This is a genomic window from Clostridium sp. KNHs205, from assembly GCF_000702945.1.
Lineage (GTDB): Bacteria > Bacillota > Clostridia > Lachnospirales > Lachnospiraceae > Anaerocolumna.
Genome location: NZ_JNLE01000003.1, coordinates 2,359,760 through 2,379,751, shown reverse-complemented (window position 1 = coordinate 2,379,751; position 19,992 = coordinate 2,359,760). Strand labels below are relative to the sequence as shown.

Annotated in this window: 18 protein-coding genes and 1 pseudogene; 8 read left to right on the top strand and 11 right to left on the bottom strand. The window is 37.7% G+C overall.

Annotated elements, in window-relative coordinates; genetic code table 11:
• Window positions 1-151: 151 nt before the first annotated feature.
• Both BR73_RS0110220 and BR73_RS0110215 read left to right on the top strand, forming a co-directional pair.
• Window positions 152-862 (top strand): ATP-binding cassette domain-containing protein, encoded by a 711-nt coding sequence (locus BR73_RS0110220; RefSeq protein WP_051685108.1) that lies wholly within the window; start codon window positions 152-154, stop codon window positions 860-862.
• Complete coding sequence (locus tag BR73_RS0110215; RefSeq protein ID WP_033165442.1) at window positions 855-1,628, top strand: ABC transporter permease; 774 nt, start codon at window positions 855-857, stop codon at window positions 1,626-1,628. The genes BR73_RS0110220 and BR73_RS0110215 overlap by 8 nt, the downstream gene beginning before the upstream one ends.
• Window positions 1,629-1,947: 319 nt before the next feature.
• Here BR73_RS0110215 and BR73_RS0110210 read toward each other — a convergent pair whose 3' ends face one another.
• Window positions 1,948-2,835 carry an AraC family transcriptional regulator gene (locus tag BR73_RS0110210; protein ID WP_033165441.1) on the bottom strand — a complete coding sequence of 296 codons (888 nt, stop codon included), beginning with the start codon at window positions 2,833-2,835 and terminating at the stop codon, window positions 1,948-1,950.
• A 367-nt stretch (window positions 2,836-3,202) separates the two neighbouring features.
• On the opposite strand from BR73_RS0110210, the gene BR73_RS0110205 reads away from it, so the two are divergent.
• Entirely contained in the window at window positions 3,203-5,794 is a 2,592-nt protein-coding gene (locus BR73_RS0110205; protein WP_197032650.1) for an alpha-amylase family glycosyl hydrolase, read from the top strand.
• Between the two features lie 144 nt (window positions 5,795-5,938).
• Here the strand turns inward: BR73_RS0110205 and BR73_RS0110200 are convergent, their stop codons facing one another.
• From BR73_RS0110200 to BR73_RS0110190, 3 genes are all read right to left on the bottom strand, one after another.
• The gene (locus tag BR73_RS0110200) at window positions 5,939-6,865 is read right to left on the bottom strand and encodes a glycosyltransferase family 2 protein (RefSeq protein ID WP_033165440.1); all 927 of its coding nucleotides are present in this window, start codon (window positions 6,863-6,865) and stop codon (window positions 5,939-5,941) included.
• A gap of 59 nt (window positions 6,866-6,924) precedes the next feature.
• Entirely contained in the window at window positions 6,925-9,621 is a 2,697-nt protein-coding gene (locus BR73_RS0110195; RefSeq protein ID WP_033165439.1) for a YfhO family protein, read from the bottom strand.
• An 81-nt stretch (window positions 9,622-9,702) separates the two neighbouring features.
• Entirely contained in the window at window positions 9,703-10,401 is a 699-nt protein-coding gene (locus BR73_RS0110190) for an AraC family transcriptional regulator (RefSeq protein ID WP_197032649.1), read from the bottom strand.
• A gap of 201 nt (window positions 10,402-10,602) precedes the next feature.
• Between BR73_RS0110190 and BR73_RS0110185 the strand changes: the two genes are divergently transcribed.
• Window positions 10,603-12,072, top strand: coding sequence for an alpha-L-arabinofuranosidase C-terminal domain-containing protein (locus tag BR73_RS0110185; RefSeq protein ID WP_033165437.1), 1,470 nt, complete (start codon window positions 10,603-10,605; stop codon window positions 12,070-12,072).
• A gap of 378 nt (window positions 12,073-12,450) precedes the next feature.
• On the opposite strand, the gene BR73_RS0110180 is transcribed toward BR73_RS0110185, so the two are convergent.
• The 5 genes and pseudogenes from BR73_RS0110180 to BR73_RS0110165 all read right to left on the bottom strand — a co-directional run bounded on the left by BR73_RS0110180 (window position 12,451) and on the right by BR73_RS0110165 (window position 15,480).
• Window positions 12,451-13,029, bottom strand: coding sequence for a uracil-DNA glycosylase family protein (locus BR73_RS0110180; RefSeq protein ID WP_033165436.1), 579 nt, complete (start codon window positions 13,027-13,029; stop codon window positions 12,451-12,453).
• A 52-nt stretch (window positions 13,030-13,081) separates the two neighbouring features.
• A complete protein-coding gene (locus BR73_RS0110175; protein WP_197032648.1) occupies window positions 13,082-13,369 on the bottom strand; it encodes a hypothetical protein in 288 nt (95 codons plus the stop codon).
• 38 nt (window positions 13,370-13,407) lie between these two features.
• Window positions 13,408-14,241, bottom strand: coding sequence for an HAD family hydrolase (locus BR73_RS0110170; protein ID WP_033165434.1), 834 nt, complete (start codon window positions 14,239-14,241; stop codon window positions 13,408-13,410).
• Between the two features lie 505 nt (window positions 14,242-14,746).
• A pseudogene (locus BR73_RS29360) lies at window positions 14,747-14,851 on the bottom strand (VOC family protein); the annotation flags it as partial.
• On the bottom strand, window positions 14,824-15,480 hold the full coding sequence (locus BR73_RS0110165) for a flavodoxin family protein (RefSeq protein ID WP_033165433.1): 657 nt from the start codon (window positions 15,478-15,480) through the stop codon (window positions 14,824-14,826). The pseudogene BR73_RS29360 and the gene BR73_RS0110165, both read right to left, overlap by 28 nt.
• 120 nt (window positions 15,481-15,600) lie before the next feature.
• On the opposite strand from BR73_RS0110165, the gene BR73_RS0110160 reads away from it, so the two are divergent.
• Complete coding sequence (locus tag BR73_RS0110160) at window positions 15,601-16,005, top strand: helix-turn-helix domain-containing protein (RefSeq protein WP_051685106.1); 405 nt, start codon at window positions 15,601-15,603, stop codon at window positions 16,003-16,005.
• Window positions 16,006-16,293: 288 nt separating this feature from the next.
• Here BR73_RS0110160 and BR73_RS27315 read toward each other — a convergent pair whose 3' ends face one another.
• Window positions 16,294-16,479 (bottom strand): hypothetical protein, encoded by a 186-nt coding sequence (locus BR73_RS27315; protein ID WP_051685105.1) that lies wholly within the window; start codon window positions 16,477-16,479, stop codon window positions 16,294-16,296.
• Between the two features lie 107 nt (window positions 16,480-16,586).
• Here BR73_RS27315 and BR73_RS29110 point away from each other — a divergent pair, with 107 nt between their 5' ends.
• The 3 genes from BR73_RS29110 to BR73_RS0110140 all read left to right on the top strand — a co-directional run bounded on the left by BR73_RS29110 (window position 16,587) and on the right by BR73_RS0110140 (window position 18,963).
• The gene (locus tag BR73_RS29110) at window positions 16,587-17,744 is read left to right on the top strand and encodes a DJ-1/PfpI family protein (protein ID WP_081848606.1); all 1,158 of its coding nucleotides are present in this window, start codon (window positions 16,587-16,589) and stop codon (window positions 17,742-17,744) included.
• Window positions 17,745-17,813: 69 nt separating this feature from the next.
• Window positions 17,814-18,725 carry an AraC family transcriptional regulator gene (locus tag BR73_RS0110145; RefSeq protein WP_051685104.1) on the top strand — a complete coding sequence of 304 codons (912 nt, stop codon included), beginning with the start codon at window positions 17,814-17,816 and terminating at the stop codon, window positions 18,723-18,725.
• A gap of 64 nt (window positions 18,726-18,789) precedes the next feature.
• Window positions 18,790-18,963, top strand: coding sequence for a winged helix-turn-helix transcriptional regulator (locus tag BR73_RS0110140; protein WP_081848605.1), 174 nt, complete (start codon window positions 18,790-18,792; stop codon window positions 18,961-18,963).
• 4 nt (window positions 18,964-18,967) lie between these two features.
• Here BR73_RS0110140 and BR73_RS0110135 read toward each other — a convergent pair whose 3' ends face one another.
• Window positions 18,968-19,915 (bottom strand): NAD(P)-dependent oxidoreductase, encoded by a 948-nt coding sequence (locus BR73_RS0110135; protein WP_033165431.1) that lies wholly within the window; start codon window positions 19,913-19,915, stop codon window positions 18,968-18,970.
• Window positions 19,916-19,992: the final 77 nt, after the last annotated feature.

The window sequence follows — 19,992 nt, the reverse complement described above, 5'->3', positions numbered from 1 at the left end:
GTAAGGAAGGAGGAAGCGGCAGGTTCCGGAGAATTTCGAACCTCTTCTTGCGTATGATTGCTGAAAAGGCAGAGTTTCAGACAAATACTCAAGCTTTATCTGTTTATGGATATAAGAGCTTTACAACCCTTATTGATTGGAGGATTATAAATTGAACAAATATGCTATAACAGCAGAAAATATTAAAATGCAATATGGAGTAAGCACCATTTTAAAGGACGTTTCTGTCCATATTGGACAAGGGGATATTTATGCACTGGTGGGCAAAAACGGGTCAGGAAAAACAACCTTGTTACGTATTCTTACGGGTTTAATTAAAGATTTTACGGGAACAGTTTCCATAACAAAAACAAACGGACAGGATAGCAGGTTTGCTGCTGTTATCAATGATCCGTCGCTTTTCCTTAATATGAGCGCTTTTGAAAACCTGAAAGAGCAGACGTATCTGCTTGGTCTGCTTGAGGACAGCCAGATTGAGGAGGTGCTGAAAACTGTTGGTTTGGCAGATAGTAATCACAAGCCTGTAAAGAACTTCTCCCTTGGCATGACACAACGCTTGAAGCTTGCAATGGCATTACTGCAAAAGCCGGATATTCTCATTTTGGACGAACCGATGAACGGTCTTGACCCCGATGGAATTGCAGACTTGCGTGAATTATTGCTACGCTTACATGAAAATGGGATGACAATTCTAATTTCCAGCCATATTTTAAGCGAGTTGGAGCAGGTAGCTACCAGTTTCGGTATACTGTATGAGGGTAGTATAGTAAAAGAAGCAGCTGTACATGATGCATTGCAAAATGGAACTTCATTAGAGAAACTGTATATGCAGTACACAAGAGGAGGAAAGGCAAATGATTAAACTATTGAGAAGTGACCTTTACAGACTTGGAAAAAGCAAGCTTTTGTATGGTGTTATAGGGTTTGCAGGTGTCTTATCCTTTTTGCTTATGATGATTATGCTTAAAGAAATTCGAGTGGGAATATCTGTTTTTGGAAACCTTACCGCATTTAAGGAGATTGAAGATATTATTCGGATAGGCACAGAATATCAAAAGGGACTGGGTATATTGGTTGCTATCCTAATCTCCGTATGGATTGGTCAGGAGTATCAATGGAAGACATGGCAGCACAAATGGATTATCAGTAAGAGCCGTACCGGTATTTATTTATCAAAGGCTATTGTTTCATCGTCTATATCTGCTGCTGTTTTCTTACTGTTCGAGTTGATTGCTTTGTTTAGTTCCGGCCAGGTAAGTAATATTATTACAAGTAGATATATTGCAACGGTTATTTCCGGAATTGCTTTGTATGCCTCTTTGGGAGCAGTCCTTTGCCTGCTTTCTATGTTGATAAAAAACAATACCGCTTCTACCATTCTTTGTTTATGCTATGTACTCTTTAGTGAAACAATATGGTCTGCCATTACAAATCTAAGTGGTTTCTCTTCCAGGGTTGTAAAAATAGTTGAGTTAGGCATGAGGCACTCCATTTATGGTATGTCTGCAATCATATCTTCATCATCATTTTCAACAGACATGGCCATAAGCATTGTAATCAATTCTGTTGTTATTACACTTATTGCTACCTTATTTGGTATCACTGCTTTTAGAAAGTATGAGTTGTGAAATCATAGTGCTGACATAAATGGATGAAAACAAAATGGTTCTCTCCTGTTTATCATAGTAATCAAGACTGCAATTGCACAAAGATACTGAGCCAATAAACGGAGTGATATATCACACGTATTGGCGCTTTATTTTTGTGGTTCTTGCGGTGGTTCTTGTGATGGTTCTTGCGGTGATTCTTGCGGCAATTCTTGCGGTGGCTATCCGACAAGGTAAATCTTAATTTTTGACTGTGCTTGAATTTAAAGCATCCCGCATATTTCTTTTATATTCAACTGATTGTCATACCTGTCCACAGGCAAAATGCCCGGCACATTGCTTATTGTATTATCCGGTGTTTTTTTCGATAGCTTGAGGGGGATTCTTTAAATTTACTTTTAAACATACGGTTGAAATAAGAGAGATTGTTGAAACCAGTATTAACTGCTATATCTAAGATGGAACAGGAAGTTGTCAGAAGTTTTTCTTGCGCTATATTCAAGCGGTAGTCATTTAAATATTGTATAAAAGAAGAACCTGTTGTATTTTTAAAAAAACGCATAAAATTTGAGGCACTGCTTCCGTAAACTGTTGCAGCATCCTGTATGGATATGGATTCCTCATAATGTCCGCTAATGTAAGTCAGAACCTTTTTTAACTTACCGACAGAGGATTTTAAATAATATTTATCCGTAAGGAGCAGGTTGTTCGATGTTAGCAGGTATATCATAAGCATAATCTGAGCTTTTATAGCCAGCTCATATCCCGGAAGCCTGGCATCATGGATTTGCTGCATCGTATTGATGTAAGCTGTAAGAAGAGTATTCAGGGAATTCTGCATATCAATAATTACCGGGAAATATATTTTATTTGCCATAAGGGGAAGCAGGGTATTTAGAGTGCTTTCATCAGAGATATAGGAAAGCACCATTTTTAAATCAAATATGATATTCCTGTATACAAAGGGTTGCCCTTGTAATTGCTCCATGGAATGCAGAATTCCTGGTGATATGAAAGCTATGGTCCCCGCTGTTACGACATATGGTTTTAAATTGACGGTAATCACCCCTTTGCCTTCACTTACATGAATCAGTTCTACCTCCCCATGGTAATGCAGTGGAAATTGAGAAAAAGTTTCCGGCATCCGTACCTTATAGATAGTGAAAGGATATGTGCTGTTGCCATGGCTTTTTTTCTCTTTGTAAAAAGCATAATTATTAATCTCCATAAGATCCCCCCATCTATGCAGTAAAAGTTCCTTCGAAGCTAAAATTTTCGTAGCTGTTTCTATTCTTCCAAATGATAGTATTGTACAAATAATTCATAGGATATTGCAAGAATTTTCAGTATAAAATGATATAATTATATTAATCTATATATCAAAACCAGTCAATATTAACAAAATAATTAATAAGACAAACTTTTTCACTGTTTTATTCTATCGGTTGAATGGCCTGTGGGATATAGTCGGTAAAATGTTAAGCATCAACAGGCTGTCAATAAATAAAAGGGCTGATTCACAAGGCATATATTCAGGTCAGGGTCAATCTATGCCAGAAGATACAGCCTCTAAAAAGGCAGGAGGTATAAAAAGAATGAAGAAAGGTTTCTGGAAAAAGCTGACTGGCTATGTGCTGCTGATTGTAATCTTGGTAACAGGAATGATAACACCTGGCACATTACAAAAGATGCAGGCAGAAACAGTATCCTCGGTTACGGTGCATTATAAAGGAACTTATACCGCACCAAATATCTATTATTGGAATTTGAACGGGGAAAACAACATGCCGGTTACATGGCCGGGAGTACAAATGAAGTCTGAAAGCGATAATTGGTTTGGTTACACCTTCAGCAATACGCAAAGCGTTAATCTGATCATCAACCAGAATGGCTCACAGACAGCAAACTTATACAGGACTTCCGGAGAATGGTGGTATAAGAACAACCAGTGGTACCAGTATAATCCGGATAGTACATCAGAGTCCGTTACGGTACATTTTAAAAGTCCCTGGGACGGAGCAAAGATATATTATTGGAATATCCAGCCCTCCGGCAATACGATAACCTGGCCGGGGACGGATATGGCGCCGGAGGGGAATGGTTGGTACAAATATACTTTTTCCAATGCTTCACTGGTTCATCTGATATTTAATTATAACGGGAAGCAGACAGCCGATTTATCCCGGACAGCCGGTGAATGGTGGTATAAGGATAATCAATGGTACGAGAAGAACCCGGAAGCGACCGTTACGCCAACCCCGACCAATACGCCAACACCTACCGTTACGCCGACAATAACTCCAACCATTACGCCAACACCAACAGTTACGCCGACAATAACCCCAACCATTACACCAACACCGGAAAAAGGAATTGATTTCAGGGATGAAACTATTTATTTTGTTATGATAACCCGGTTCTATGATGGGGATTCCAGTAATAATGTGCATTGCTGGGATGAAGTGGCAGCCATGAAGAACAGTAACGATGCAGCCTGGAGAGGTGATTTTAAAGGCCTTATTGAAAAACTTGACTACATAAAGGCTCTTGGATTTTCAGCAATCTGGATTACTCCGGTCGTGAAAAATATGAGCGGCTATGATTATCACGGTTACCATGCCGTTAATTTCAATGAGATCGACCCAAGATATGAATCAGACGGTGTAACCTATCAGGATTTAATTAATGCGGCACATGAGAAGGGGTTAAAAATTATTCAGGATATGGTATTGAATCACACAGGAAATTTTGGGGAGGAAAATCTGTATCCGCTGTTTACAAAAGATGAAACACAGGAAGATACTGCTGATGCAATTATCAGAATTGATGAAGGAAAACTTCCCGCTAATTATGAGACCTTAACTCCGGCGCAGCAATATCAGGCCAGAATAAACGCTATGAAAGAAGATTCCCTGGATACAGAAAATATCTATCATCATGAAAAAAGCTTAAGCTGGGAGGGTTATACGGTCCAAACCGGCCAGATAGCAGGGGATTGTGTGGATTTAAACACAGAGAATCCAGCCGTATCGGATTATTTAATAAATGCCTACAACCGCTACATAACTATGGGAGTCGATGCCTTCCGGGTGGATACGGTTAAACACATATCCAGACTAACCTTCAATAAAGACTTTATCCCGGCTTTTAAAGCGGCAGGAGGCGAAGATTTCTTTGTGTTCGGAGAAGTAGCCACCAGGTACCGGCAGGTATGGAATAGCAATATTCCTGCAATTTCCACACCCTTTTACACCTGGGCAGAAACCTCAGCTTACCCTTGGGGCGATACTGTTACAAATATGAATAGTGTTTTTCAGCACTGGAATGATAACCAGAATGTGAGTACCCAGCCTGTCAGCAGAAATCATTTGTTGAACGGCAATACTTATCACACACCGGATAAAAGTATATCTTCCGGACTGGGTGTAATAGATTTTCCCATGCATTGGAACTTTAACAATGCCAGGGATGCATTCCGTGTGGGTGTAGATGGGGACCAATATTACAGTGATGCTACCTGGAATGTAACCTATGTGGATTCCCATGATTATGCACCGGATGGTGCGCCGGAAAACCAAAGGTTTGCAGGCTCCCAGGATACCTGGGCAGAAAATCTGAACCTTATGTATACTTTCCGGGGAATTCCTAGTATTTATTACGGAAGTGAAATAGAATTCATGAAAGGCGCAGTGATAGATGCCGGTCCAACAAAGCCTTTAAGTGAGACAGGCAGGGCTTATTTCGGGGACAATATCGAAGGCTCCGTAACTGTGACGGATTATGGCGAATATACAAATGCAACAGGGACAATGGCAGCAACCTTAAATCATCCCCTTTCCCTGCATATCCAGAGATTGAATAAAATCAGGCGTAACATCCCAGCACTTAGAAAAGGGCAGTATTCGACGGAAGGTGTTTCGGGAGAGATGGCTTTTAAGAGACGTTATACTGATACGAGCACCGGGGTGGATAGCTTTGTTCTGGTATCCATTACAGACGGTGCAGCGTTCTCGGGAATCCCTAATGGTACCTATAAGGATGCAATTACAGGAGATGTAAAGGTTATAACAGATGGCAAATTAACCATACCCAGATCAGGAAAAGGCAATATGAGAATTTATGTCCTGGATCTGCCAGGTAATCCGGCACCGGGAAAAGTCGGTAATAGTGGGACATATTTAAAATAATATAAGAATGAAATGAGTTATCTTTATTAAAAAATCAGGGACTGCCTAAATTTAGAGGTAAGCCCTGATTTTTTCATAAATAATCATTCTTTGTAAGCCCTGATTTGACAGGACCGTAGCCGAAATTTTATATGAAGCGGTAATCTACCCCTGTTCTTTCACAATGTAGATTGGACGATTCTTAACCTCCAGGTAGGTTTTGGCTACGTATTGACCTAATACCCCCATGCAGAATAGTTGAAATCCGCTGAGAAACAGTATGATACAAGCTGTGGATGACCAGCCGTAGGCGGATTTTACACCTGCAAAATGCCGGATTAGCACGACTATTATACCGATAAAAGCAACGATACACAGAAAAAGTCCGGAAAAGGATGCAATTCCCAGGGGTATGGTAGAAAACGCGACAATTCCGTCAAAAGAATAAAACAGCAGTTTTCGAAAGGACCATTTGGTTTCACCTGCCGCACGCTCTACATTCTCATAATCCAGCCATTTGGTTTTAAAACCCACCCATCCGAAGATTCCTTTGGAGAATCGATTGTACTCCCTCATATTAACAATGGCGTCCACCATCTGCCTTTTCATAAGCCTGAAATCTCTGGCACCGTCAACAACATCTGCCTTGGAGATATGACTCATAAGATGATAAAACCGCCTGGCAAAAAAGGAGCGCAGCTTCGGCTCCCCCTTCCTTGTTACTCTTCTGGCAGCTACCGAGTCGTAATCCTCTTTTTGCAGACACTCATACATTTTGGCAAGCAGATGAGGCGGGTCCTGAAGATCCGCATCCATAATCACTGCATAATTACCGGTACTGTTTTCCAAACCGGCAAAAATAGCAGCTTCTTTTCCAAAATTCTTAGAAAATGATATATACCTTATTCTGTTATCTTTCTCTTTTAGAGCTTTTATAAGCTGTAAGGTTTTATCCTTTGAACCGTCATCAATAAATATAATTTCAAATTCAGTTGTAATCATCCTTTTCATGACAAGTTTCAATTCCGTATAAAACAAGTGCATTACTTTCTCTTCATTAAAACAAGGTACAATAACTGATATTCTGTCCAAACTCTTCCTCTCCTTAAATCAAGAAATGAGAACCAAAATAATTTATCCTAATAACAATGTTATCCCTTATTTGTTTTTTTAATCCTGTAATAGAGCACGAAGCAAAGAAACAGAAATACTCCCGCAGCCGACACCGCGATTCCGGTTTTAAGAAAAGGAGTTTCATAGTATAAGTCAATTTCATGTTCTCCGGCTTTTACCGGTAAAGCCATGTACATCACGTTTGCCGGAACCAGCTCGGTCTTTTCTCCGTTTACATATGCCTTCCAACCTTTGCTGTAGGGTATCGACAGACACAATAAACTATCCTCACTACTGTTATACACTCCGGTAATCCGGTTGTTGGTGACCTGTATATTCTCCAGTACAGTTTTATCTCTCGCTTTTATCTGTTCTTCATATTCAGCCATTGGCATTGTATAAACCTGTATATCACTTAAATGAAATATGCCGGGTTTGGTAAAGATAATTTCACACGATTTCATTGGGGTACTCTGATAGCCGAGATTTATAATATAATCCTCTTTCCCAAAATACGCATTGTTCCTGTCAGACCTGGAATAGACAGTTTTAACAATTTCATTTTCGCCTTTTACCCGAAGATTCATGGCATAATATTTTGTATTATTTATATTAAAATTCTCAAGCCGGAGATACGTTTCGGAATTCTCCATTCCCTGAAAATAAACAGTAATTTTTGTACCGGCCTTTGATACGTTGATATAATCTCCCTTACGAGTGATTCCTTTGCCATACCGTATGGTTACAGGCAGTACTTCCGACTTAAATCCGGCGGCGGAAGGATTACCGCCTTCATACGCATCCTTTTGGAGCATTAAAGTTGATTCCTCCGGCTCTTCCAAAACGGCTGTTCTGAGCATAATCTCCTGCTTTTGCAGCGGATTCAAAGTCTCATAAACCTCCCTGGCTACATAACTCTGATACCCATAACCCAAAGGCAGTGAAAACTGGTTTTCATACAAATAGTAGGTCTTGCTTTCCGTACTTTCTTCTTTTATCAATTGATATCCATAGGGAACCATCTCTTTAGCAGAAGTAACCAGATATTTAACACCTGCAAGTGTACTAAGACCAGACCGGTAGTCCAAATTATCAAAACGGTAGGATGCTTTCTGGCTTACTAATTCCAGTCCCGCCATATATTCTGAAAGCCTCTTATCCATTATACTGAAATAACCACTGACATCCCGAAAGCCAAGATGCATACCTTCATTATACTGTTTATCACCGTATACCTCCACCCGGTAAAAGGAACTGTCCGATATATTGTCTATCATACTGACTGCCGAGTTCTCAATTGTCTTGTCAACCTTTCCCAAATCAATAAATTCACCTGTATAGTTACCAAATCGCCCAGAATTGGTCATATAACCATTGAGCCCCAGATTAATGAATACCAGTGTAAATATCACTGTTCTCTGCAGATAAACATTCTTTGTAAACCGGTTAAAAATAAGGATGCTGGCAATTGTTAAACCCAGCATAAGGAAAGCATATAAAATATATATACTGGGGTTAAAAAATCCCAAAACACCATATAAAACGGTTCCTGCCACCAGCAGCAGCTTATCTGTTTTATTTAAGCGGAACAGATCTTCATAAACCGAAGTAAATAAAAATGCAATCATAAAGCTGTAGCCAAACTCCCAGCGGTTACTTACATAGGAAAATCCGTTCATAAGATATCCGATAAAAGGAATCAGCAGACTAACGGTACCAATCAGAAAAACAACCCTCAACCGCCGGTATTTACTGTTTCGAAAGGCTACCAGGACAGCGGCTGGAACAATGGCAGCAAAGGTACAAAGAGTCCAAAAGCCCGGCGTTATAGTAGGGGCTATAAAGGAATTCGCAAACGTAACATAATATCCCGGAGTATAATAAAGCAGATTAACATCATATCCTGCGTCAAACCTGCCGTTATTAAAAAACGCCGCAAGTACGGGAAATAAAATCATAGCAGACATAATAATCCCTATAAGATAAAATAAACTGGTTCGGAATGCGGTTTTTAGAAATAATATCCACATGGGATCGTTACTGTTTTTATCATATGTGCAAAAAAACCTGTAAACTGCATATATAAAAATGATTATTGTCATCATATAGAAGAAGTAAAAATTACTTACAGCACTAATGAACGTCATCAGTATAAACAAATATGGTCTTTTCTTTTGTAATATGAGTTCAATTCCAAGAAAAAGCAGAGGCAGATAGATAAGCGGATTAGTGAAATAGGGGTGCCTTGTCCCGGCATAAAAAACATAACCGCAAAATACATAGATAAAAGCCCCCAGTACAGAAGGGTAACTGCTTTGTTTTCTATAGATACAATACGACAGATAACTGATGCCAGACAAATAAAGCCTGAGTATAATTAAGAAACGGTATAATCCTTCGAAATTTCCTTCTTTGCCGAATACCGAAAGCAAAGCCAGCGGATCACCTATGGCATAATAATTAAGTGTTGTCAGGGTATCAAACCCCATCCCTATATTAAAATCCACCAGGGGCACTTCCTTACCGGCAAATAGATTTTTAAGAAACCTGCCGTAATATACCAATGCAGGATAATGCTGGTTTATGCCGTCAAAGTTCCATATAAATGATTTGCCATTTGAAACAAACGGATAATATACAATAAACTGAAGTAAGAGAAAACCTGCTGTGAAGGGAATCATATAATAGATCAGAATATGCTTCATTTTTTCTTTCTTATTTGATTCATATAACATTTTAGATTCTCCTCCTTTAGTACTCCTGTATATTATAACCATAAGGTGTAAAATATAACCAAAACTATTGGAGAATCAGATCTAGTGATGCTTTAGTTTAGTTCTAAATTGTGTAGGGGTAAGGCCAGTTCGCTTCTTGAAAATGCGCATAAAACAAGTGTCATGTTCATAGCCACAAAGGAGTGCAATTTCCTTTATTGAAAGAGCTGTGCTGCTTAAATAATGTTGCGCACTCATGACCTTCGCTGTGAGTAAATCGTCGTAGCAGCTAATACCAAACTGTGTATGATAGATCATTTGAAAGTGAGATATACTCTGATTCATTTTTTTTGCCAATTCTTTGATGGAAGTATATTGGCCAGCATTACTATATATTTCAGCTCGCAAGGCCGTCAATTCCTCACGATGCTGGGTATTATCGGATTGCACATTTGAATCTGAAACACTGTCACTGATTTTTAGCAGCAATAATTTAAGGAGCAGATCGATGTTTTCCGCCTTGCTTATAGAGGAGGATATCTTTTCACGACTGATCATTTTTAATAAATCTTCAATTTCTATTGGATTCGGAAGAAAGAACGGTGTGTCAAAAGGAATTCCTTTTTGAGTAATGAAATCTTCCTCAAAACAATCAAAATGAATATAGTGATTGACATAGGTTTTACCACATGTACGATAAAGCTGTTTGGAATCTTTCTTATATAGAATACAGCTGTCTGGGGAAACCATGATTTCCTGTCCGTTTATCGTCAGAAAGGCATTTGTTTTCAAAACAATCAAAAGGTAATCTCCTGACCCATGGGGTCTGTCAATGCAGAAATTCCCACCATGTCTGATATTAATCCCAATTGTATGTAATTCCATAGTATTTCTGCTCCATTTCAAATCGTAGGATTTGTCAGTTCAAACATATGATATGTTATTGAAACCGGTATGTCAATATGCAAAAATATAACTATCATTTTGAAAGGAGTTGGCAGCATGAAAAATATTTCTATGTTAATTAACGCCAAAGACAAAATAGCATTTATCCACCCGGAAATTTACGGACACTTCTCGGAACATCTTGGGCGCTGCATTTATAATGGAATCTATGTAGGGGAAGCTTCTGCTATTCCAAATGTAAATGGGATCCGAACTGATGTTGTAGACGCATTCCGAAACATAAAATTACCAGTTCTCCGCTGGCCGGGAGGATGCTTTGCAGAAGAATATCATTGGAGGGATGGAATCGGCGAAAAAAAATCACGTAAAAAGATGGTAAATACAAACTGGGGTGGTGTAACAGAAGATAATTCTTTTGGAACACATGAATTCATGGAGTTATGTGAGCAGGTAGGCTGTGAGCCCTATATCGCTGGAAACGTGGGAAGTGGTACTGTACAGGAACTTGCTGAATGGATAGAATATATGACCTTCGATGGCCTCTCACCCTTGGCTGAATTGCGAAAAGCTAATAATAGGGAAAAACCATGGAAGCTCAAGTATCTTGGCATCGGAAATGAGAACTGGGGTTGTGGCGGCAATATGCGTCCTGAGTATTATGCCGATGTATACCGTAGGTATCAGAGCTTTTGTAAAAACTATTCAGGAAACGAATTATTTAAAATTGCATGTGGTCCGAGTTCGGCAGATTATAACTGGATGGAGGCGATGATGAAAAATCTGGATTCAAATATGACCAGCGGCATAGCTCTCCATTATTATACAATGCCATTCTGGCCAGCAATGGAATCCGCAACTAAATTTGATGATGAGGCTTATTACGAGACCATCTCCAGTGCTGCATTTCTGTATATCCTCTTAACCAGACATACAGAGATCATGAACCGATATGATCCCGATAATCATATCGGCCTGGTTGTAGATGAGTGGGGATGCTGGCATGAGGTGGAACCAGGTACCAATCCGGGCTTCCTTTATCAGCAGAACACAATGCGTGATGCCATGGTTGCAGCAATTTCATTGAATATATTTAACCGACACAGTAAGCGAGTTGTTATGGCAAATCTCGCACAGGTGGTAAATGTACTGCAATCACTAATCCTTACAGATGGTGAAAAGATGATAAAAACACCAACCTATCACGTTTTTGACCTCTACAAGGAGCATCAAGGTGGTGAGGCGGTATACTGTTATACAGACAATGAAACCATGAGTGACAGGAAAAACGCACCTTTGATTTCCAGCTCTGCCTCCATAAAAAATGGAGTGATGACCATCACGCTCGCTAACTGCTCCCCTTATGAAGAAGCGGAGGTATCTTGTGTTATCAGCCATTTTTCTGGGGATAATGCCAGTGCGAGAATATTGACAAATGAAATCCATGCACACAATGACTTTGATAATCCAGATAGAGTGAAGATAACAGATTATACAGTGAGTTTCTCTGGAAATGTTATCATAGTAAAGTTACCACCATGTTCAGTCGTTTCTATTAGCATAGAATAAGCTGTATAACAGAGGATGTTTCGTCCATAAAGAAAATATCCAGCTAAATATCTATACAATTCTTGTCCCAAACGCAAATCAATTGGAATATGATTTGATGTCCGGTAAATGGTAGCTGTGGATGAAACTATGTAAAAATAAGCAAGACACTCTACAATATAAACTTTGACGTAAAGTGCCTTGCTTAATCTGCTATCATAGGTCTAGCCTCTAAATCTATGCCATTTGCTTCTGTTACTTTTTCTAATATAATTTTTCTGCCGCTTTACAAGATTGAATACGACTTTTTGGGGGTTTGAAGAATCAGTGTCTGTTTCTGACGTATCTGGAATGCAGAGGATTTTGTATAGCTTACTTGGTAAAAATAATTATCATTCCCTATAAGTTCATATCCACAATTTCTTTTAGAACAGGTAAAACATCATGTTCAAACCATGGATTTTGCTTCAGCCAGCCAAGATTTAAAGGTGATGGATGGACCAATGGAAAATATTCCGGCAGATATTTCTGATAATTTCTCACTGTTTCAGTTAAACTTTTCTCGCGTCTTTTATCCAGATAATATTTCTGCGCATAGCTGCCAATTAAAATTATGATTTCAATATTTGGCATCTCATTCAGTAAACGTGGATGCCATTTTTCTGCAAAGCCCTTTCTAGGCGGGGCATCACCGGATTTCGCTTTTCCCGGATAATAGAAATCCATCGGCAAATGAGCGATACGATCCGTATTATAAAATATCTCGCGGGATATCCCCATCCACTCTCTTAATCGGTCACCACTTAAATCATTCCAAAACAATTGAGTTGCTTCTGCTTTACGTCCCGGAGCTTGTCCAACTATGGCAATGCGTGCATCTACGGAAGCTTTAAATAATGGCGGGATTCCCATTTTTGTATAGGCTTCGTTCATTGGGTCCGTCATGATTTCTTGTTTGATTTTTTCGAATATCGTCATATTTCACTTCCATTGTATTTTTATTATCGTTACACTATCGTGAAATCACCAATTATTTCTTTCGACTGATATTTCTATTAATTATATCAATAACAATCGAAGTAATAAGAGAACTTGCGAATGCAGTCAGCAATAAGATTCCCATTACAAATTTGCCTAATGATTCAAAGCCCTCGTTTGTTGCACTATACATGGTAATGAAATTGTATAACATAAAAGGAAACAATACAATTGCGGGTATATATTTTATATATCTTATTTTTTTGAACAATAGATTTAAAATAAATGTAATTGCAATTGCTGCTAAGGATAATAAAATCAATACAAAAATAAAATTCATAAGAACACCCCCTTCTTTCATCACTTTAGACCTTCTTCCTAAATTAAATTCAACCGTACAAAAGCTTTATACAACCCATCTTTATCCACGTCATCCGTAACCATATCTGCCATCTTTTTTATCTCTTCCCCACCACTTCCCATAGCAACACCAATTTCGCAGTACTCTAACATCGGGACGTCAACTTTTGCATCACCAAATGCTATAGTATCTTTCCTGTCCGCGCCTAAATATTTCAAAAGATATTCTATGGCATTTGCTTTTGTAATATCCTTGACTCCCAGATCACCAAAAAGCGCTTCTTCCCCTTTTCCACCCCAGGTTCCATTCTCCATATCTGGAAATTGCTCTTTCGTATCCAAATAATCCTTATAAGTATTAAGGATATAACTGACTTTATTCAGATCTTTCCTATAGAGTTCTCCATCAAAGATCATTCCCGGGTAAATTGTGCGAACCGTTACCACTTCTGATTGATCATTTCCTTTTCGTCTGGCATATTCTTTCATTGTCTTATCTGCTGCCAGTTCAAATTTTTCACTGGCAAATAATCCATTGTTGCTTTCTAAATAAAATTCAATCTTCTTTTCATGCAGCCAGTCGACGATTCGTCTGCATTGCTCTTCGGTTATTGTCTGATGCATAATCACCTTACCTTTGTCCTCTACGAAACTGCCATTACCTCCTATCATTCCGTCCAGACCGATATCCCATATATTTTTATAGACCTCAGCCTTGCTTCTTCCTGTACTGATATAAACTTTATGACCATTTTTTCTGGCTCTTCTAATTGCTTCAACTGCTAAATCTGGTAGGTTTGCCTCATAATCTACCAGTGTTCCATCTACATCTATGAAGATTATCTTTCCCATCTAACACTCCTCTTTTCTTACATAATTTTTTTGATAATATGTTATAATTATAATACATAAACAATACGAATTCAGCCATTATCTTACCTGATTCAATAATAATCATGCGCATTTATGTATCCAGTAGGTTATGCAATGAATTTAAAAGTATTAAAAGATTCGTCTGAAATCGTATGCTATAATAATTCGTCCATACCGATATATGTCAGAAAAAGTGACTTGAATTCTTTCCGGATAAGGAGGCAGAAACTTATTTCCTCTTTTATCAATTCTAAGTCAATATGTTGCCCCGATTCTAAAATGCAATCTTTCTGAGCTTATAATAAAAGCTGACAGATGGAGATGAGTAATAAATTACTCCGAGTAATTTATTACTCGTCTCCATCCATCAGCTTTATAAATTTTGGCTTTGTTAAAGAACAGTGTTGATAATATGGTATATTTTATGGGAACTCGTTTAAAGTTCCCATATTTCACTTTTAAAGAATTCTATTCATTAGTATTGTTATATCGGACAAGTAATTTCGATATCGTTTCCCTCGCTATCAGTAAATTCTAAGACTCTATTTTTACCTATAGTTGTTAATGGAAAATTACCCTTTGAATTAATCGTGAACCGAGCTGAAAAGCACTTTCACAATCAATCGGAAATTGCTCTTCTTTTACCTTTTTCTTTTTATTTTCATCAAAGACAGTAACAACATATTTAGAATAGTCTTTAAACTGTAACGTATCATTTACGGCCAAAGATTCACAGGAACCAAAAAGACTTTCTAAACTATTCTCTGCAAATCTTAAAACTTGAAGATAGTTTGCTTCTATCATGTATTCTTTTGTGACATTCATATTATAGATAAAACCAACTGGAATTTTTTTCTTTAATAATCCTTTATAATCTTCTGTATAAGTTAAAATTGGAAACATCAATCGTTCCAAAAAGGAACGCATTTCGCCAGTTACTGCATGAAAGTATATAGGCGAACCGAGCAAAAGGGCGTCAGCTGCTAAAACTTTTTCTAAAACAGGAGATAGTTCATCTTTGTATGCACATTTACCATAGCTCTTACCGCCCTTTAATTTACAGGCAAAGCAACTCATACAGCCTTTATAATCTAAATCATAAAGATTGATAAGTTCAGTTTCCGCTCCTTGTAATGATGCTCCTTCTAATGCATGCTCTAAAAGTACCGCCGTATTAGAATTTTTTCGTGGACTACCATTAATCGCAATAATTTTCATTATAGTACCTTCCTTTTTTTTATTAAACTGCTATAATGATTATACTAGATGGAAAAATAAATAGTAGTACGCAACTTTTTCTGCCTTAGTATATAATTTAAACTATTAGGGAGATTTGCTATGTCAGATAAACAGATTCAATATGCTCCAGGATTACCTGCTGAAAATATATATGAAATTAAATGTCCGATTATCTATGCCCTTGATATCATAGGGCAGAAATGGAAACTTCCGATAATGTGGTATCTTTTCGGCAAAGAGACAACAAGATATAACGAATTGAAAAGAAGTGTAACTGGAATAACCAATATAATGTTGACAAAATCATTGCGAGAGCTTGAAGAACATCGTCTGGTTCATAGATTTCAGCATAATTCAGTTCCGCCTAAAGTAGAATACTCATTAACAGAAAGAGGGAAAGCCTTACTACCTACGCTAAATGAGCTGTATGCATGGGGAGAAGAACAATATAATATTGATCATACAGGCCCCAAAATAAACAAAGCAAAATGTGCTATAAAATAGCTAGAATTGATTAGGTACGATATTCAATATGGTTGTAGTAATATAAAAAATAGGGGATAGGCAGATTAGCAAACTGTCAGTCCCCTATTTTTGAAAGAGCTTCCTTAACAGCCCGATATCTTAATTTAGGGATTGATAGTTCTTGTCCGGAAGTCAAAGCCACCTTATAGTTATTTGCTTTTATAATATGCCTCATATTTACAAGATAGCTTTTATGGATACGCAGAAATTTATTTTCCTTTAACAGCACTTCAATATCATCTAATTTCGCATAAATGCTATATTCCGTTACTTCTGGTTCAAGTATATAGAAACCACCCTATGCTTTTGACTCTCTATATATTCAATTTTATCTATTAAGACACTTTTTTCTCCTCCAATAAATTTAAAATTCATCTTATCTGTTTGTGCTTCCAGTTTTTTAAAGATTGCATCCAGGCACTCAATGATAGAAACTTCTAATGTATCCTTCATGAAGTTTATTTTTCCTGTTAATACACCGAAAAGCACTGACAATTCGCTATTACAGATCAAATTCATATTTGCTAAACTATGGATATCAAAAGGAGGTAATTGAAATCATGAAAGTATTAAAAAAAATGATTTGTTTAGCAATGAGTTTATCTATGGTGCTTGGAGCTTTTGTATCTGGTCCAATCAATACCGTCAGTGCAAAGGAAACATCCGCACAAAAAAAGGTACTCATGGTGATTGCACCAAAGGATTTTGAAGACTGTGAAGTTGTTGAACCTATGGCTATCTTAAAGGCTAACGGTGCAAAGGTAACAATAGCCAGCACAACAACTGATACAGCAATTGGTCTTAATGGATTTAAAATAACACCAGATATCAAAATCAGTACTGCAAAGGCTGAGGACTACGATGCCATCGTTTTACCAGGAGGAACAGGCGTTATAGGTAGTTTATGGGATAACGAAGAACTGAGAACACTGCTTCAGCAATTTAATTCTCAAAACAAAATAGTAGCAGCTATGTGTGCAGCTCCCCCAACTCTCGCTAAGGCCGGTATATTGAAGGGTAAAACAGTTACCATGTTTCCTTGGGAGGACGGAATAAAGGAACTCACCACAAGAGGTGCCATATATGTTAATGAGGAGACTGTTACCGATGGAAATATAGTGACAGGTAAGAATCCAGCTGCATCCAAAAGCTTTGGACTGGCTATCTGTGATGCTTTGAAAATCAGAAAGTTCCCTAAAAACGTGCTTATGGTAGTAGCTCCTAAGGATTTTGAGGATGTAGAGTTCTACCTTCCTAAAACGTTGCTTGAGGTAAACGGAGCTAATATAACTGTAGCAAGCACTACATCAAAAGCGCTTGGGTTAAATGGCTCAACCTGTACCACTGATATTATGATATCCAATGCAAAAGCAAAGGATTATGATGCGATTGTTATCGTTGGTGGCACAGGAGTAATCAGTAGTCTGTGGGATGACAAAGATCTCAGGAACCTAATAAAAGATGCAAATAAGGAAAAAAAGATCATAGCAGCAATCTGTGCAGCACCTCCAGTTTTGGCAAGAGCCGGTATTCTCAAGGATAAAAAAGCAACCATGTTCCCCTGGAGTGACGGTATCAAGGAATTAACCAAGAATGGTGCTATATATGTTGATAAAGAAGTTGTTGTATCCGGTAATATTATTACAGGAAGAAATCCAGATGCATCAGTAGCTTTTGGATTAAAGCTGTGTGAAGAGTTAAAAATACTTGGTAAATAATAGGAAATTCTATGTTTTTTTCCTGAGCAGTGATATAATTATAGATATCATTGCTCAGGGGGGTGTCATATGAGTACATACTTTACAGAGGGTAGAAAATATTATCCAGGTTATCAGCTTCCTATCTGCCATACAAATGAGAATTGCTTCTCAGATGGTGCAAATAAGCGGGATCATTATAAAATGATTTTTGTTGTGTCTGGTACTGGAATACTTACTCTTAATAATCGTAAGCAAATCATCGTAGCTCCGTCTGCCCTCTGCCTGAATGAGACAGATACATTTTTATTGGAATCGGAAGTATCTCTTCAGTGCACAGCAATCTTCTTTCATCCACAAATTATTAATCAACATTTCGATTTTCCTGTACTTAAGGCATCTAATAATCAGCTGTCTGTAAATGAAACACAAGATCTATACTGGTTAAATCCGTTTTTAAGAAAACCAAATGAATTTATAGGTCTGTTACATCTTGGTCCGGGCAATGCTCACAGAATCAGTAACATTATTGACAATATAAAGGATGCCCTGGATATTCAAAAGGATAATGATTGGCCCTGCAGGAGCAGAACCTATCTGATAGAAATGCTTTTTTTGTTATCAAGATTACTAATTATTGATGAAACCCTTGAAAGTGTAGAGCTTAATAAAGACCCTGGTGAAACCAAAGAGATAATTTTGTATTTATATACAAATTATATGAATAAAATAACCATACAGGAGCTTACCGAAAAATTTCATATCAACAGAACCTCGTTAACAGAAAAATTTCGTGAGATTACAGGTTATCCGGTTATGGAGTATCTTATCAGGCTAAGACTGTATTTAGCATCTAAAATGCTAAAAGAAACTCTGTTACCTGTCTCTGAGATTATTGAGAGGGTTGGCTTTTCTGATTTAACACACTTTGGAAGGATGTTCAAAAAGAACTTTGGTTATTCTCCTTCTGAGTATAGAACTATATATTGCACTATGCTGTAAAATATAAATATCAAATATAAATCGTTGGAAGGCTTATTATAAAATAAAACGTTTATTCCTTTAGTTGCGAGAACTTGAAGAACAACGTATCATAAAAAGAAATGTATATCCAGAGGTACCACCAAAGGTTGAGTATTCTTTTACAGAAATAGGACAAACTTTAGAACCTGTTCTCAAATCGTTATGTGATTGGGGTACGCAATATCTTTATAAAATAAATAATGAAGAAAATGAGTAAAGATCTATAATAGCTGATTGAGCTTGTTTTCAGGCTCTTCACCATTCTCTACACGTTTTATATTATTCACAAAGAAATCATATCTTTTTTTATGGAATTTTAGACCGTCAGGCATACCTGCCGTATGGGGAGTAAGTATCACATTACTCAGATTCCGAAGCTCACTGTCGGTTGAAAGCGGTTCAGCTTCAAACACATCCAGGCATGCACCTGAAATATCTCCATTTTTTAAAGCATCTATTAAGTCTTTTTCATTGACAATTCCACCGCGGGCCGTATTTATAAAAAGTGCAGTATTCTTCATTTTCCTGAATACTTCTTTGTCGATCAGCTGTTTGGTTAGCGGATTCAGGGATGCATGTACAGTTACTATGTCTGATGTACTTACAAGATTATCGAAATCCGTCATTTTCACAAAATCATCAGATTGTACAACAGCATTTCTAGCATATGCCAGCACATTCATATCAAAAACCCTGCAAAAATCAGCTACTTTTTTACCGATAGCGCCATAGCCTACAATTCCAATCGTTTTACCTGTTAATTCACTTCCTGTATAATCCAATTGACTTTCATCTATTCTGTTTTTCATGAAAGCATCAAGAAACGGTATGTTTTTATAATAAGCCAATATCAATGCCATTACATGCTCGGCCACTGCCTTTGCATTCACTCCTGAAGCATTAGCCACCCAAATGCCGAACTGCGTGCAGGCGTCGATATCTACATTATCATATCCTGCACCTGTCTGTACCAATTTTAAACTTTTTGCTATGGAAAGTAGGTTGTGATCTACTTTGATATGTTCAGGTATGATTACCTGGCAGTCTTCAATATGATGCAGCATTTCTTTTCCAGGCTGAACAATTACTATTTCCCAGTCTTTCGGAAAATGCCTTGTAATATTTGATTTTGAGATCTCGGTAAAATAACCGACTATAAGAATTTTCATTACCAAACCACCTTTCATGTTCTATACCATACTATCTATTATCTTACTTTCTTACTTTCTTACTTCGAATAAATTTC

Excerpts from the sequence above, each read along its gene's own strand:
- BR73_RS0110215 (WP_033165442.1), top strand. The coding sequence starts at position 855 with ATGATTAAACTATTGAGAAGTGACCTTTACAGACTTGGAAAAAGCAAG.
- BR73_RS0110210 (WP_033165441.1), bottom strand. The coding sequence starts at position 2,835 with ATGGAGATTAATAATTATGCTTTTTACAAAGAGAAAAAAAGCCATGGC.
- BR73_RS0110205 (WP_197032650.1), top strand. The coding sequence starts at position 3,203 with ATGAAGAAAGGTTTCTGGAAAAAGCTGACTGGCTATGTGCTGCTGATT.
- BR73_RS0110195 (WP_033165439.1), bottom strand. The coding sequence starts at position 9,621 with ATGTTATATGAATCAAATAAGAAAGAAAAAATGAAGCATATTCTGATC.
- BR73_RS0110185 (WP_033165437.1), top strand. The coding sequence starts at position 10,603 with ATGAAAAATATTTCTATGTTAATTAACGCCAAAGACAAAATAGCATTT.
- BR73_RS0110180 (WP_033165436.1), bottom strand. The coding sequence starts at position 13,029 with ATGACGATATTCGAAAAAATCAAACAAGAAATCATGACGGACCCAATG.
- BR73_RS0110175 (WP_197032648.1), bottom strand. The coding sequence starts at position 13,369 with ATGAATTTTATTTTTGTATTGATTTTATTATCCTTAGCAGCAATTGCA.
- BR73_RS0110170 (WP_033165434.1), bottom strand. The coding sequence starts at position 14,241 with ATGGGAAAGATAATCTTCATAGATGTAGATGGAACACTGGTAGATTAT.
- BR73_RS0110165 (WP_033165433.1), bottom strand. The coding sequence starts at position 15,480 with ATGAAAATTATTGCGATTAATGGTAGTCCACGAAAAAATTCTAATACG.
- BR73_RS0110160 (WP_051685106.1), top strand. The coding sequence starts at position 15,601 with ATGTCAGATAAACAGATTCAATATGCTCCAGGATTACCTGCTGAAAAT.
- BR73_RS27315 (WP_051685105.1), bottom strand. The coding sequence starts at position 16,479 with ATGAAGGATACATTAGAAGTTTCTATCATTGAGTGCCTGGATGCAATC.
- BR73_RS29110 (WP_081848606.1), top strand. The coding sequence starts at position 16,587 with ATGAAAGTATTAAAAAAAATGATTTGTTTAGCAATGAGTTTATCTATG.
- BR73_RS0110145 (WP_051685104.1), top strand. The coding sequence starts at position 17,814 with ATGAGTACATACTTTACAGAGGGTAGAAAATATTATCCAGGTTATCAG.
- BR73_RS0110135 (WP_033165431.1), bottom strand. The coding sequence starts at position 19,915 with ATGAAAATTCTTATAGTCGGTTATTTTACCGAGATCTCAAAATCAAAT.